Here is a 14,444-nt window from a genome sequence, read left to right as displayed (position 1 = left end):
AATAATTATTCAGGATCTTGTACAGAGAATAACCCTGTAGACAAGTAACGGTCACCACGGTCACAGATAATACACACAATCACTGCATCCGGATGTTCTTCCGCCAGTTTAATCGAGGCCCACACTGCCCCACCAGAAGAGGTTCCGGCACTAATGCCTTCTTTCTGTGCCAGCTTACGCATGGTTTTTTCAGCTTCGATTTGTGGAATATCAATAATGCGATCGACTCGGCTGCGGTCGAAAATGGTTGGCAGATATTCTTCTGGCCAGCGACGGATTCCGGCAATGCTTGAACCATCAGATGGCTGTAAACCGACGATCTGAATATCAGGATTCATTTCTTTCAGGTATTTCGACACACCCATAATGGTGCCGGTGGTACCCATTGAGCTGACAAAATGAGTGATTTTGCCATCGGTTTGTTGCCAGATTTCTGGACCCGTGGTCAGGTAATGCGCTTCGACATTGTCCGGATTTCCGAACTGATTCAGCACCAGACCCACACCATCATTCTGCATTTGAGCAGCAAGATCACGTGCACCTTCCATGCCCTGCTCTTTGGTTACTTCAATTAGCTCGGCACCATACGCACGCATCGCGTCCTTACGTTCCTGACTCATATTATTCGGCATGATCAGCTTCATTTTATAGCCACGCATTGCTGCGACCATCGCCAATGCAATCCCCGTATTTCCGCTCGTTGCCTCAATCAGGGTGTCACCCGGTTTGATCTGCCCACGCTTCTCGGCCTGCATGATCATATTATAGGCCGGACGGTCTTTGACCGAACCTGCTGGGTTATTGCCTTCGAGTTTCGCGAGTACTGTAGCTTGAGTGTGACTTGCCAGACGCTGTAAACGCACCAGCGGCGTTTTGCCTACATAATGGTCTAACAAAAATTCATCTGCTTGAAAATCAGGGATGGTATTACTCATTATTTGCACCTATATCGAGGTGCGGCTATTGTATGAAAAAATGCTTTTCCCTGCACCCATTTAGCAAGGCTTTTTCAGAAAACTCACTAAAACTCACACACTATCAAGCCATAAACTACATTTCCCGATAATTTAGCCAGGTGAAGCAGCTCGCTAATGAAGATGAAAATACTATTTCAGTCTGGCACTTTTACAGATTGAAATTTCGTGCGTCTTAGTCTTGCTGTACCTGAGCAAAATTAACTGAAATCTCTTGTATTTTTAACTGCTAATCCGAAGCTTTATAAAAATTATGCTTAAATTTTAACTGTCGATTTAAAGCATGCTAATATGCCAGGCATAAAGAAAATACTGCTTAAATCATGTCAACGATCAACAAAAAGCTGTTTAAACGCCTACACTTAAATCATGCCTATGGACAGCTGATTGCGCTGATTTTTGTGCCGATTACCATTTTGGCCTGTGTCGGTGCCATGCTGGTGTTGACTGAGACCTCGAATGCCGCACGTGCCCAGCAGAAGCAGATGGCCATTGCGATTCTCACCCGTTTTCAAGGCACCTCAGAATATGCACTGGATATCTTGAATCTGTATCCATGGCAATATGACCAGGCTCACAACGCCATGCAGAACATGCTGAATGAAAAGCATCTGGTTCGGGCAGCAGTTCTGGATGAAAATGGCAAGAGCCGTTTGGGCATTGGTTTTCAGGAACAGGCGCCTTGGCCAGAATTTGAGAAAAGCGGCAATTTTGTTGGTCCGATTCTGCATCAAGATAATCATATCTATGCCATTAAAGTGAATGAAAACACTTTTTCTACCGGCTGGCTGGCGATCGAACTGGATAACCAGCCGCTAGCAATTGCCCGTTACCGGGTACTGATCGTACTGATTGCGACCGGATTACTGACCTTATTATTGTTATTACTTTGCTTGAATTTCTACTCACGGCGCTGGATCGCCCCAATGTATGAGATTCGCATGCAATTGCAACGCCTGAATGCCGATACCCTCGGCCAGCATATGGTGATTAACAGCACCGGCGAGCTGCGTTTATTGCAACGTGATATCGCCAATGTGGTGAAACGTTTGCATTTCAGCTTTCTGGAACTGCGTGAACATACCGAACAGACCGAAGACGATTTACGCCGCACCCTCGACACTTTAGAAGTCCAGAATATTACCTATCGTCAGGCACGCGACCAGGCGATCTCGGCCAACCAGGCCAAGTCGGTGTTTCTGGCCAATATTTCCCATGAACTGCGTACCCCGCTGAACAGTATTGATGGTTTTATTCATCTGTTATTGCGTCAGGGCAATCTCAGCAACGAGCAGAGCCTGTATTTGCAGACCATTCGTAAGTCTTCGGCGCATTTGCTGGCACTGATTAATGATGTCCTGGATTTTTCCAAGATTGATGCCGGCAAACTGGAATTAGAAACTGCACCTTTCGATCTGGAAGAAGCGATTTTTGATGTGATGGACATGCTCTCGCCATTGGCAGCACAAAAACATATTGATATGGCCTTCTATTATGCAGACGGTGTGCCAAAACACATCATTGGTGATGCATTACGTTTTAAACAGATTCTGACCAACCTGATTTCCAATGCGATCAAGTTCACTCCGGATGGAGAAATCATTGTCCGGGCACGCATGGAACACGATGGGATGGATCAGTGTGTCCTGCATTTTAGTGTGCAGGACAGCGGTATTGGCCTGAGTGGTACCGACCGTAAAAAGCTGTTTGAGTCCTTCTCGCAGGGTGATACCTCGGTAACCCGTCAGTTTGGCGGTACCGGTCTTGGTCTGGCAATTTCCAAACAGCTGGTCAGCCTGATGCATGGCCAGATTGGCTTTGAAGACAATCAGGAACGTGCCCCAACCGAAAAAGGCTCGACCTTCTGGTTCACTGCCCAGTTCCTGGTCGATGAAGATACCGTGATTGAGCATCCTGATTTTAGCGAATTGACCGTGGTGTCTTATCTTGCACATCCGGCAACTGCGAATGTACTGCGGCATTATCTGGAAAATTATCAGGTCAAACACATTGAATGTGCATCGATTCTGGATCTGTTTAGCCGTCTGAATCATTTACAGAATAGCGAAAATACCTGGCTGATCGTCGATCATAGTGGTGACAGTGAGGTCTTGTTACGCGAAATCCGTTCACGTTATCAGGGTCATCTGGCTGTCTATGGTTATCAGATGCAGCTGGATCCAAGCATGCTCAACGACCATCGTGCCCGTGCCCTGCATCAGCCACTCAGCCGCAGCGCGCTGATTCAATTACTCGGCAATCAGCCGGTCTTCGATCAGGAACAGCATGAAGAATTTAATGGTCAAGGCCTGCATATTCTGGCCGTGGATGATCATTTGCCGAACCTGATTGTTCTGGAAGCCTTACTGGGCGAACTCAATGTCACCACAACCAAAGCCCTCAGCGGGCAGGAAGCGATCGATATTATTCAGCGCCGTTATGAACAGGAACAGCCGGCATTTGATCTGGTCTTTATGGACATTCAGATGCCAGTCATGTCCGGAATCGATACCACCCGTGCCATTCGCTCGCTAGAATCGACCTTTGAAAATCATAATCGACTGCCGATTATTGCCCTGACGGCACATGCGCTTTCTGATGAAAAACATAAACTGCTGCAAAACGGCATGGATGATTATGTCACCAAGCCGATCCAGATCGAGCAGATTATCCAAATTTTGACGCACTGGACTACCGAGCATTTTAAACGGATTCCGGTACTGGAACGCGCCAATGTGATTGATGCACTGGATCCAAATATTCTGGACTGGCAGCAAAGCCTGCAACTGGCAGCCAATAAAGAAGATCTGGCGGTAGACCTGTTACGCATGCTGGTGGACAGCTTTGCAGATGAACTCGATGAAATGCAGCAACTGATTGAACTGGAAGATTTTCCACAACTGGAACATGTGCTGCATCGTTTATATGGCGCGACCCGCTATGTCGGTGCACCGACTTTGCAGAAAGTCACCGGTGGCTTTGAACAGTTCGTTTCAACCCTGCGCAAAGAACGCCGCAAGGCGGATGAAAACTTTGTTCAGGACGTGCTGAAATATTTTGATGAACTCAAAGCCGCGGTTGAACAGGTTGAACAGGCTGCTCAGCAGATTCTCAAGCAGCATTTAAATTAAAAACATTCCTCAATCTATGATTGAAGAAGTGTGACTGAGCTGTCATGCAAGCCTAAAGGCTGCATGCTATGCTCAAGCCAGGAAAAGTAAGGAAGAATGCCATGTCACTCGTGCGCTTGGAAAAAAATAACGGCATTGCCACTGTTACACTGAATCGTCCGGATAAACGCAATGCCATGAGCTTTGCCCTGCTGCGCGAACTGGTCGCGACTGCACAGAAAATCAAAAAAGATAAAAGCATCCGTTGTGTGATTTTAACTGGCGAGGCCCAGGTCTTTAGTGCCGGTATTGATCTGGCAGATTTAAATAATCCTAAAAATCGTGCTTATGCCGCATGGGAACTGATTCGTCCTGGTCAAAGCTTATTTCAAAAAGCATTTCTGGTCTGGCAAGAATTACCAGTTCCGGTGATTGCCGCAATGGAGGGCTTCTGTTTTGGTGCCGGGATGCAGCTTGCTCTGGCCGCAGATATCCGCATTGCCCATCCTGACACCAAAATGTCGATCATGGAAACACGTTGGGGACTGGTGCCAGACATGGGACTCAGCCGCTCCCTGAAAGGCCTGATTGGTATTGATCTGGCCAAAGAGCTGACCTTAACTGCCCGGATTTTTGAGGGCGAATATGCCAAAGAAATCGGTCTGATCACCCATGTCGATGAACAGCCACTAGGAAGAGCACAAGCCTTGGCTGAAGAAATGCTGCAACGTTCTCCAGATGCGCTGATGGCCTCTAAATTTGTACTGGATGCCATGCAGCATCGTCCAAATAAATCCTTGCGTATGGAAAAAATATGGCAGCTGAAATTATTACTGGGTAAAAACAGTCAATTGGCCCGTAAAAAGGACAAAAACCCAGAGGTTCAGTTTGTACCGCGCCAATACAAATAAACCCAGTCTGAATCTAGGAAAGGAATAAAACAAAGTATGCTGTTGAATCGCGATACTAAAATTGCCTTTTTAGGGATGGGGCTGATGGGCACTCGCATGGCTATGCGTCTGCTTCAGGCAGGTTTTCAGGTGGCGGTCTGGAACCGCACACCAGCAGCCTGTGAGCCCTTGCTGGATCTAGGGGCAACTGCGCTATCTTTAGACCAGATTGCCGACTATCCGGTGATTCTGACCTGCCTGGCAGATGATCATGCAGTGCAATCGATCTTTGCTCAGATCGAACCGTATTTGGTTGCGGAGCAAGTGATTGTGGATTTTTCCAGTCTTTCGGTACAACAAACTCAAACACTTGCCGCGCAAGCACAGGCCAAGAAAGTGACCTGGATTGATTCTCCGGTTTCAGGCGGTACAGTTGGAGCCGAACAAGGCAGTCTGGTGATTTTTGCCGGTGGTGATGCCGCAACGATTGAACATCTTGATCCGATCTATGCGGTACTTTCACAGCGCGTGACCCGCATGGGTGATACCGGCACCGGTCAGGCGACTAAAATCTGTAATCAGCTGATTGTTGCGGCCAATAGTACCCTGATTGCAGAAGCCGTAGCTCTGGCTGGCCTTGCTGGAGTGGATGCACGTTTACTGGCACCAGCGCTGGCAGGTGGTTTTGCCGACTCCAAGCCTTTTCAGATTCTGGCACCGCGTATGGCCACGCAAACTTTTGAACCGGTGCAATGGAAAGTACAGACCTTGTCCAAAGATTTGAATAATGCCGTGCAACTGGCCCAAAGCTTTGATCTGGATGTTCCGGTCGCAACTCAAGCTTTAACGCAGTTACATGCTCATCAAGCTCAAGGCTTTGCCGAAGCAGATCTGGCCACTGTAATCCAGCAGCTGAAACACTCATAACGCTTGATTTATACAGCCCTGAATATTGAAGAGAAAGACATGATTAAACTTGCTGTCAACCTGTCGATGATTTTTACCGAAGTGCCGCTGATCGAACGTTTCGCGCTGGCTCGTGCACAGGGCTTTAATCATGTGGAAATCCAGTTTCCTTATGAACTTACGATTGGCCAGATTCAAAACCAGCTCAGCACCCATCAGCTAAACTTGTGCCTGATTAATGTGCCGGCAGGTGATTTAATGCAGGGTGGTCATGGTCTGGCTGGCATTCCAGGACAGGAAATCGAGTTTCGTCATGCGGTTGAGCAGGCCATCCAGTATGCTACCGCATTGAATGTACCTCGGGTGAACATTCTGGCAGGAAAACAGCCTAGGGATTGTGATCTTTTACCCTGCCTGAATACGCTGGCGAGTAACCTAAAAATGGCCTGTTCAATGCTGCTTGAGCATCAAATTGAACCGGTCTTCGAAATGATCAATGGCACCGATATGCCACGTTTTTTGATTCAAAATGTTGCCCAAGCCCAGGAAATGCTGGAAGCGGTACATCATCCGGCCTTAAAAATGCAGTACGACTGTTACCACATGGCAATGATGGGCGAAGATGTCTTAGAAACTTTGCAAGAAAATATTGCCTCGATTGGTCATATCCAATTTGCGGATTGTCCGGGACGGCATCAACCCAATACGGGTTCAATTCAATATCATGATATATTTCAGTGGTTAAAACATAGTCAATATCAAGGTTATGTCGCTGCCGAGTATAAACCTAGCGGACATTCCAACGATTCCTTTGACTGGAAAGCTGAGTTCTTTCCGGAGCATGACTGAGTGGACTGCGGCTTCATTTGAAATTCAGGACTAAAACCGCTATATTAGACCATGCATAATTGTTAGGAAATTACACTCCCCATGAATTTAGAACCATCGCCCAGCGCTTCTAATTCTCACGATCTTACTATGAATTCAAATTCTCAAGCTGTACAGGACTGCTTAAAAGTCGTACATGCTGCACTTGAAGATGTAAAAGCAAAAGAAATTGTTGAGCTTGATGTCAGCGGTATCAGTAATGTTGCTGATGCTATGGTCATTGCAAGCGGTACATCGACACGTCACATCAAATCATTGGCCAATAACGTTGCTGAAGAAGCACGTAAAGCTGGCTTCCGCCCTCTTGGTATTGAAGGCGAACGTGATGCTGAATGGATCCTCATCGACCTTGGTTATGTGGTGGTTCATTGTATGCTTCCAACAGCGCGTAAATTCTATGACCTAGAAAGCTTATGGCGCAATCCTACAGATACTGACTCTGTAGCGTAAAAACCGAATATTCAAAAAAGCGACCTGTGTAGGTCGCTTTTTTATTGCCTGTTCATCTAACTTTATAAGCATTAATACAACTCAATCTGTTCGCTATTTTTTAATTTCCATCTTGTCTTATGCACCGATTTGATTGGTATTTTAGGATCAATTCATCATCAACATAGACGTTCGATGACCACTCAATCATCCTTTTCCCAAGATATAAAATAAAAAATCCCCCTTTATTAAAAGGGGGACTTAGGAGGATTCTAATGATTTAGATGATTAGTGACCCGTACCATTAATGGCTTTAGTCATATCTTCCACCACTTTCTTGGCATCACCAAAGATCATCATGGTCTTGTCATTATAGAACAAGTCATTGTCCAGACCCGCATAACCGGTTGCCATAGAACGCTTGATCACCATAATCGTACGTGCCTTATGGGCTTCCAGAATTGGCATACCATAAATTGGCGATGTTGGATCATCTTTCGCCGCAGGGTTCACAACGTCGTTCGCACCAATGACTAGCACCACATCTGTTGCCGGGAAGTCCGAGTTGATCTCGTCCATTTCCAGGATATCTTCATACGGTACGTCCGCTTCAGCAAGGAGTACGTTCATATGACCCGGCATACGACCTGCTACAGGGTGAATCGCAAAACGAACCGTTACACCCTGCTCTTTCAGCAAGTTAGCCAATTCTTTTACCGCATTTTGGGCACGGCCTTGCGCCATACCATAACCCGGTACAATCACTACGCTGTCTGCATTTGACATCAGGAAGCCTGCGTCATCTGCCGAACCTGAACGGTGATTACGTTGAACCTGTTCACCTGCTCCTGCTATCGGCGCAGCTGCACCGCCCATCGCACCACCAAACAAAACGTTGATGATGGAACGGTTCATCGCTTTACACATGATGTAAGAAAGAATCGCACCTGAAGAACCCACCAGTGAACCTGCAACAATCAGCATGTTGTTTTCTAGGGTAAAACCAATACCAGCTGCTGCCCAACCCGAGAATGAGTTGAGTAGCGATACCACCACTGGCATATCACCACCACCGACTGGTGCAATCCATACCCAGCCAAATGCCAGTGCAAGACCTGTCATCGCCCAGAAAGAGGTCATATTGCCAGTCAGGAAGAAGTGAACACCAAAACCTAACATAGCAATAAAGATGATCGCCTGAACCGGTTTCACCCATGCACCTGAAATGGTTTTTGCCCATTTCTTTGCAGCCAGTTTACCGTAAGCAAAGACTGATGCTGTAAAGGTAATCGCACCCACGAAACAGCCCACAAACAGTTCAAATAAATGAACACGGCTCATTTCATGGAAATTGACACCATTGGCAGCCAACAGGTCTGGACCTAGTTCAATCAATTTGTTGTTGTGAATAATGGCAGCGACAGCAATCAGGACCGCAGCCAGACCCACCAATGAGTGCATTAGCGCCACAGTTTCAGGCATCTGCGTCATTGGAACTGTACGTGCACGGGCAATCCCCACGATTGCACCCAGTACCATTGCACCAATGATCATCCAGACCACAGGATTATCTGCAACGAAGAAAGTAGTTAATACCGCAATCGCCATCGCGATCATCCCGTAACGGTTACCGGCAATCGCAGTTTTAGGACCTGATAAACCACGTAGCGTCAGGATAAAAAGAACGGCACCAATCAGGTAGAACCAATCCGCATATTCTCGAATCATTTCCATGGATTAACCCTCTTTTTTCTTTTGCTTAGGTTTAAACATTTCCAGCATACGTGCAGTCACTGCAAAGCCACCGAAAATATTAATACTGGCCAGAAATACTGCAATCGCGCCAAGTACGCTCACCACGTTAATGGTCTGGAAATCCACGCTACCTTCAACGCCGATCACCGGCAGGCCAACGGTCTGAATCATTGCACCGACAATAATGATCGATGACAAGGCATTGGTGACCGCCATCAACGGCGTATGCAATGCTGGTGTTACACCCCACACCACGTAGTAACCTACGAAAATGGCAAGGACAAAAATCGTAATTGTTTCAACCATCAGTCTTCTCCTTAACCACGTTTCAGCAGCACTTGGCCGCCATGAGTGACGAGTAGGGCTTTTTGAATTTCTTCTTCTTGATTCAGGACAAAATTCTTATCTGCATCAAATAGTGTTTCAACGAAGTTAAATACGTTACGAGCGTATAAAGCAGAGGCTTCAGTTGATACAGTCGACGGAATATTTGGAATGCCGAGAATTTTGACGCCGTTGTCGGTATGGACTGTTTCGCCACATTTTGAACCTTCGACGTTGCCGCCAGATTCTACTGCCATGTCCAGAATCACTGAACCCGGTTTCATTTTCGCAACTGTTCCAGCACGGATTAAACGCGGTGCATCACGGCCCGGTAAAAGCGCTGTGGTAATCACGATGTCAGCATTTGATACCGCTTTATCAACAATTGCAGCCTGATCGCGGATGTATTCTTCACCCGGCATCCAGCCATAACCATTTTTGGCAGCATCTGCAGCTTTTTGCTGCTCTTCAGCAGACATCGGTACGTCTAACCATTTACCGCCCAGAGATTCAACCTGATCTTTGGCAGTTGGACGCAAGTCTGTGGCTTCAACGATGGCACCTAAACGTTTTGCAGTGGCAATCGCTTGCAGACCCGCTACGCCGACACCCATGATCACCACACGAGCCGGTTTAACCGTACCCGCAGCAGTCATCAGCATCGGGAACATGCGCTGGTATTCAGCCGCAGCCAAAAGCACCGACTTGTAACCTGCAAGGTTGGCTTGAGAAGACAAGACATCCATGTTCTGCGCACGAGACAAGGTTCGTGGCAAAAGTTCCAATGCAAATGCAGACACGTTTTGTGCCGCGAATTGGTCAAGCTCAGTATTACGGTAAGGATCAAACATTGCCACGATAGTGGTGTTCGGGTTGAGTTTTTGAATTTCCTCACCTTTCGGTGCACGAACTTTTAAAATCAACTGACTGCCGGTATAGGCATCATCCGTAATTTTGGCACCAACTTGTTCATAGGCACTATCGATATAGGCAGCTTTAACACCTGCACCACGTTCGATAATCACGCTATGTCCTGCGCTGATCAATTTCTTTACTGTCTCTGGCGTCGCAGCGACGCGATTTTCACCGACAACAGTTTCGGCTGGAATTCCGATCTGCATGAGCGTTCCTCAAGCTAATTTTTCTTAAGTAAACATCGTGTAAACGATGCTTCCCCTCAGGATGTGTTCTTGTTGAATTTTTGGATTCTAATCAAACTGTTTGAAATTACCACCTACTATTTATTTAATAAATACCTATATTTTGAACTGATGATTCATAAAAATGATGCTGTGATAACACATTCATTTAATTCAACGGCTATTCATATTCGATGCTTTTATAAACGATATTCATTCCGCTGAATGAAATATCCAGATTTTGCTGATGTAAATAAGCGCAGATTTCTGATTTATTTTGTTACATTGATGATTCTGACAATGATTGCTATATTTCTTGATTCAGAAGTAGATTTTCAATTTCTCTAGTCCCTATAGATAGCGGCCCTTTAGCTGCGCCGTTTTTTTTGTTTTGACTTTTTTGACAAATTTAGCACTCACGCAAGAGCACTGGTTTTAGATGTTAAAATCTTATTTTATGAAATGATAGAATTTGTTTTGAGCAGATCTTCATCAGACACAATTAATAGATCTGACAAAAAGTAATCGCTAAAATTTTATAAGACTCAGGTCTCAAACAGTCAGATAAAGGGTAGAAAAAAAGCTGGATGACTATTTATTATATTAATGTACTGAACTTGATTTAAAATGGAAAATCCCATTTTCGCACCAAATTTGCGCAATAAAATAGAGTAAATATTCCACTTTTTTGGTCTTGGTGCTCGTTTTTTATTGTTTTTACCTCAAGCTGCGCTTTAATGAAGCAACCCCATCATTAAAAGATAAAAAATTCTGTAAACATTCACTAGATCTCTTGCGAAAGTTAATTTAAGAGCGTCCAGTTCACCATTCCAGCAATTAAATTCATTCTTAGACCAAATCGTTTCCGTCTATTTCTATAGCGTTCTGTTAATATCCGAAAATATTTAAGTTTGCCGTTGATATGTTCAATTGTGATCCTACGCCGACTGATTTCTTGGTTGATCTGTTTTGCTATTTTGGGTAATGATAAATTCTTAGGTTTCTTGATTGGAATGAGTAACTTACTCTTAATCTGATGAAATCCTTTATAGGCTAAATCTGCCATGATACAAGGATAAATGATCATCTCCTTCAAATACTTACGCACAATCGTCAGATCATGTTTTCTGCCACTTTCGACCTGTATACTTACAATTTTCTTTAGTCTTGGGTTAAAAATGACCTGTGTTTTTAGCGTATGTTTCTTCTTTTTACCACTATAGAATTTTCTTTGTTTTTTTGGGACGCTCAATCTGTGACTCAGTGACATCAACGATCACATAATCCCCCTCACTAAACTTTTGATTCCTTTTAGGCAATGCGAAAATCCGTGATTGAATCAGAGCATTTTCAACTTTTTGAATAGTACGATTCACATTGCTTTCAGCTAGGTTATAGTCAGCGGATAACTCAATTTGAGTTCTATAACAGCGTAAGTAATTTAAAGTTAACAACAATTGATCCTCTAAACACAACGAATGAGGTCTTCCAGATTTTTTCTTGGCAAGTTCAGCGTGTTGTAACACCGATACCATTTTTAAGAATAATGGACGAGGAACTCCAACGAGTCGTTTAAATTCCCCATCATTAAATCGAGTTAAATTTTCATATTTCATGAGGCTAGTATAAACAATTTTTTACTTTCGCAAGAGATCTACTCATATTTTCTATTTAAAATTGCACTTCTTTCTTTAAGCTACCTGAGTGCTGACAATTTTCAATGCTGGCAATATTTCTCTACTTTTAAAGCGAGAACTTCTGGCCTATAGTGCCCTCAATTTGAACATTATTCTTATTCCTCATTTCAATTCTTCCGGTCTGAATACAAGGTTAGCCCTATGCACACGCCCCTCGATATTAGTCAAAATAAGCCCTTATTATGGCTGATGGCGATTGCATGCGGCTTATGTGCCGGCGCTAACTATTATTGCCAGCCGCTGATTTCATCGATTCAGCAGTATTATCAGGTACCTGAATCACAAGTGGCGCTTACTGTCACTTTTGCTCAAATCTCTTATGCCCTGGGCCTGCTTTTTATTGTGCCTTTAGGGGATATGCTGAATAAAACCAAACTGATCCCTTTCCTCATGCTGGGTGCAGCAGCAGGTTTATTTATTTGTGCCAGTGCAGTGAATCTGCCAATGCTCTGGGTCGGCACTATCATTGCCGGACTGTTTTCCGTAGCTGCACAGATTCTGATTCCCTTGGCCACCATGGCGGTCAAACCGGAAAAAACTGGAGAAGTGGTGGGCTTCCTGATGAGCGGATTACTGGTTGGCATTCTACTTTCGACCAGTATTGCCGGATTACTTTCCGACCTGTTTCACTGGAAAATGATTTATATCCTCAGTGGCATAAGCATGTTGGCCTTAAGTTTTTATTTGAGAGGAAAACTACCGAGCCTGCCACGTCTGAGAATCAGCTATGCAGCAATTTTTAAATCTATGGGGATATTACTCAAGCAGGAACCACGTCTGGTATTGCGTTCACTTACTGGCGCCTGTGCTTTTGCTGCCATGAGTATGTTGTTCTCCACCATCGCTCTGCTGTTGACGCAGGAACCTTTTCAGCTTTCTGATGTCATGGTGGGACTGGTCACGCTGGTCGGTGTATTTGGCGCACTTTCTACGCAGTTCATTGGTAAATGGGCCGATCGTGGCCATATCAAAACGCTGAGCTGGATCGGCTGTTCTATCCTGATGGGAAGCTGGCTGTTTTTATATTTTGGTGCAGTGTCTTTGCTGAGTTATATTTTGGGTTATGGGCTGATAAATCTTGGGCTCGCGATTACGCACAGCTGTAACCAGAACGTAATTTTCCGCCTGCGCCCGGATGCCAAATCACGGGTCAATTCACTGTATATGACCTTGTATTTTATTGGCGGTGCCTGTGGTTCAGCCTTAGGGGTTTATGCCTGGCATCACGGTGGCTGGAGCATGACCTGTATGGCAGGACTTGGGCTAGCTTTGTGCGCTACCTTATTTGCCCTGCTGGATCAATGGTATCAGGCCCGGACAACTGCATAAGTATTTTGACTATATTTAGCTGACTTGCGCCGCCGGATAATAAGGCTTATTCAGATCAAGAGTTTGTGAATTTTCCAATAAAATACAGATAAAAACCGGCAATAAGGCTGCCAGGATCCGGCAGCTCTCCTCTAATGATTTATAATTCAGAGAGCTGTGATACGTGGCGCCACCCTGCATTATCTGATGGTGCAAGGTAGATAAACGCTGAAATATTCCAGCTAAAATTTCGATAGAATTTCGTTCTTTTAAAGCATTCTCTATATTCTGTTTCTGTGCTTCCAGATCAGCTTGACAGCTTTCCAGACTAATTTTTTGATGACGATAATCCCAAAAGCTTTGTTCCACATAGGGATTGGCCAAGAGTGAGCAGATCGGCTGGTTATATTTTTCCCAGAGAATATGATTAATTTTCTGATCCAGATCCTTTTGGCAGAGTGTTTCCAGAAACTGCTGCAGCTTGCTCTGATCTTGAACCTGATCACTATCATCTGCATAAATCGCCTGAAAGCTGATCCACAGGCTGATAAACTTAAAATCCAGATCCTGATCCAGGTCTAGCGATTTTTTAAACCAGCCTAAGCCCCGATGAATTCTTAGATTAAAATGTGCCGAATTTTGTGCTTTATGGCTTTTATAAATTTCCTCCAATAACAACATGATTATTCTCCTTATTTCTAGCATTTTTATCTTCATCTTTCTCCTATCAAAATATACCATTCCAACCTGACTGGGAATTCCAATTTTATTTCTTGTTTCATTCCCTGGATTTATTGGCTTGGTTTAAGTTCGCCGAGTGGTTTTTCTGATTTTATGCTAGTATTACGCCCTCTTTTTGCGACGTCAGCCGATCCAGTTTAAGCCAAAAACCAATAGCTGAGTGATCGCATGAATTGCTTCTTCTTTCTTCCATTTCGTTAAGGCGTGATTTTGAATGACTGATCTGACCACCATTGAAAATAAACTTCAACCACGAATCAGTGTTGCGCCAATGATGGATTGG

General features: G+C 44.7%; 13 protein-coding genes. 6 read left to right on the top strand and 7 right to left on the bottom strand.

Annotation, left to right across the window (positions count from 1 at the left end; all coding sequences use genetic code 11):
• Positions 1 to 5: 5 nt before the first annotated feature.
• Entirely contained in the window at positions 6 to 935 is a 930-nt protein-coding gene (gene cysM, locus ACNPNW_RS00570; RefSeq protein ID WP_448766383.1) for a cysteine synthase CysM, read from the bottom strand.
• 362 nt (positions 936 to 1,297) lie between these two features.
• On the opposite strand from cysM, the gene ACNPNW_RS00565 reads away from it, so the two are divergent.
• The 5 genes from ACNPNW_RS00565 to rsfS all read left to right on the top strand — a co-directional run bounded on the left by ACNPNW_RS00565 (position 1,298) and on the right by rsfS (position 7,218).
• Positions 1,298 to 4,105 (top strand): GacS-like sensor histidine kinase, encoded by a 2,808-nt coding sequence (locus tag ACNPNW_RS00565; protein WP_448766382.1) that lies wholly within the window; start codon positions 1,298 to 1,300, stop codon positions 4,103 to 4,105.
• A gap of 101 nt (positions 4,106 to 4,206) precedes the next feature.
• Positions 4,207 to 4,995: a crotonase/enoyl-CoA hydratase family protein gene (locus ACNPNW_RS00560; protein WP_448766381.1), complete on the top strand. Its 789-nt coding sequence runs from the start codon at positions 4,207 to 4,209 to the stop codon at positions 4,993 to 4,995.
• A 36-nt stretch (positions 4,996 to 5,031) separates the two neighbouring features.
• Complete coding sequence (locus tag ACNPNW_RS00555; protein WP_420937619.1) at positions 5,032 to 5,901, top strand: NAD(P)-dependent oxidoreductase; 870 nt, start codon at positions 5,032 to 5,034, stop codon at positions 5,899 to 5,901.
• Between the two features lie 39 nt (positions 5,902 to 5,940).
• Positions 5,941 to 6,729: a hydroxypyruvate isomerase family protein gene (locus tag ACNPNW_RS00550; protein ID WP_005101810.1), complete on the top strand. Its 789-nt coding sequence runs from the start codon at positions 5,941 to 5,943 to the stop codon at positions 6,727 to 6,729.
• Between the two features lie 81 nt (positions 6,730 to 6,810).
• Positions 6,811 to 7,218: a ribosome silencing factor gene (gene rsfS, locus ACNPNW_RS00545; protein ID WP_004645144.1), complete on the top strand. Its 408-nt coding sequence runs from the start codon at positions 6,811 to 6,813 to the stop codon at positions 7,216 to 7,218.
• A 267-nt stretch (positions 7,219 to 7,485) separates the two neighbouring features.
• On the opposite strand, the gene ACNPNW_RS00540 is transcribed toward rsfS, so the two are convergent.
• The 4 genes from ACNPNW_RS00540 to ACNPNW_RS00525 all read right to left on the bottom strand — a co-directional run bounded on the left by ACNPNW_RS00540 (position 7,486) and on the right by ACNPNW_RS00525 (position 12,031).
• Complete coding sequence (locus ACNPNW_RS00540; protein ID WP_420937618.1) at positions 7,486 to 8,931, bottom strand: NAD(P)(+) transhydrogenase (Re/Si-specific) subunit beta; 1,446 nt, start codon at positions 8,929 to 8,931, stop codon at positions 7,486 to 7,488.
• A gap of 3 nt (positions 8,932 to 8,934) precedes the next feature.
• Positions 8,935 to 9,258, bottom strand: a complete 324-nt coding sequence (locus tag ACNPNW_RS00535) for a proton-translocating transhydrogenase family protein (protein ID WP_004281642.1) — start codon at positions 9,256 to 9,258, stop codon at positions 8,935 to 8,937.
• Positions 9,259 to 9,269: 11 nt separating this feature from the next.
• Complete coding sequence (locus ACNPNW_RS00530; RefSeq protein ID WP_311204535.1) at positions 9,270 to 10,397, bottom strand: Re/Si-specific NAD(P)(+) transhydrogenase subunit alpha; 1,128 nt, start codon at positions 10,395 to 10,397, stop codon at positions 9,270 to 9,272.
• Between the two features lie 820 nt (positions 10,398 to 11,217).
• Positions 11,218 to 12,031 (bottom strand): IS5 family transposase gene (locus ACNPNW_RS00525; protein ID WP_420937617.1). Its coding sequence is split into 2 segments (ribosomal slippage): positions 11,218 to 11,643 and positions 11,645 to 12,031, totalling 813 coding nucleotides; the frame shifts between segments, so codons are not numbered across the junction.
• Between the two features lie 222 nt (positions 12,032 to 12,253).
• Here ACNPNW_RS00525 and ACNPNW_RS00520 point away from each other — a divergent pair.
• A complete protein-coding gene (locus tag ACNPNW_RS00520; protein ID WP_420937616.1) occupies positions 12,254 to 13,441 on the top strand; it encodes an MFS transporter in 1,188 nt (395 codons plus the stop codon).
• Positions 13,442 to 13,456: 15 nt separating this feature from the next.
• Here ACNPNW_RS00520 and ACNPNW_RS00515 read toward each other — a convergent pair whose 3' ends face one another.
• Positions 13,457 to 14,101, bottom strand: a complete 645-nt coding sequence (locus tag ACNPNW_RS00515; RefSeq protein WP_420937615.1) for a hypothetical protein — start codon at positions 14,099 to 14,101, stop codon at positions 13,457 to 13,459.
• A 151-nt stretch (positions 14,102 to 14,252) separates the two neighbouring features.
• Positions 14,253 to 14,444, bottom strand: a 192-nt coding sequence (locus tag ACNPNW_RS00510) for a hypothetical protein (protein ID WP_448766380.1), incomplete at its 5' end; no start/stop codon positions are given.

It is taken from the genome of Acinetobacter endophylla (assembly GCF_053543775.1).
Note: the sequence above shows the minus strand (reverse complement) of the source record. Positions and strands in the feature narration are given on the sequence as shown.

What these genes read in the sequence shown, in the direction of transcription:
- ACNPNW_RS00565 (WP_448766382.1), top strand. Translation starts at nt 1,298, where the DNA reads ATGTCAACGATCAACAAAAAGCTGTTTAAACGCCTACACTTAAATCAT.
- ACNPNW_RS00550 (WP_005101810.1), top strand. Translation starts at nt 5,941, where the DNA reads ATGATTAAACTTGCTGTCAACCTGTCGATGATTTTTACCGAAGTGCCG.
- rsfS (WP_004645144.1), top strand. Translation starts at nt 6,811, where the DNA reads ATGAATTTAGAACCATCGCCCAGCGCTTCTAATTCTCACGATCTTACT.
- cysM (WP_448766383.1), bottom strand. Translation starts at nt 935, where the DNA reads ATGAGTAATACCATCCCTGATTTTCAAGCAGATGAATTTTTGTTAGAC.
- ACNPNW_RS00530 (WP_311204535.1), bottom strand. Translation starts at nt 10,397, where the DNA reads ATGCAGATCGGAATTCCAGCCGAAACTGTTGTCGGTGAAAATCGCGTC.
- ACNPNW_RS00520 (WP_420937616.1), top strand. Translation starts at nt 12,254, where the DNA reads ATGCACACGCCCCTCGATATTAGTCAAAATAAGCCCTTATTATGGCTG.
- ACNPNW_RS00560 (WP_448766381.1), top strand. Translation starts at nt 4,207, where the DNA reads ATGTCACTCGTGCGCTTGGAAAAAAATAACGGCATTGCCACTGTTACA.
- ACNPNW_RS00540 (WP_420937618.1), bottom strand. Translation starts at nt 8,931, where the DNA reads ATGGAAATGATTCGAGAATATGCGGATTGGTTCTACCTGATTGGTGCC.
- ACNPNW_RS00535 (WP_004281642.1), bottom strand. Translation starts at nt 9,258, where the DNA reads ATGGTTGAAACAATTACGATTTTTGTCCTTGCCATTTTCGTAGGTTAC.
- ACNPNW_RS00555 (WP_420937619.1), top strand. Translation starts at nt 5,032, where the DNA reads ATGCTGTTGAATCGCGATACTAAAATTGCCTTTTTAGGGATGGGGCTG.
- ACNPNW_RS00515 (WP_420937615.1), bottom strand. Translation starts at nt 14,101, where the DNA reads ATGTTGTTATTGGAGGAAATTTATAAAAGCCATAAAGCACAAAATTCG.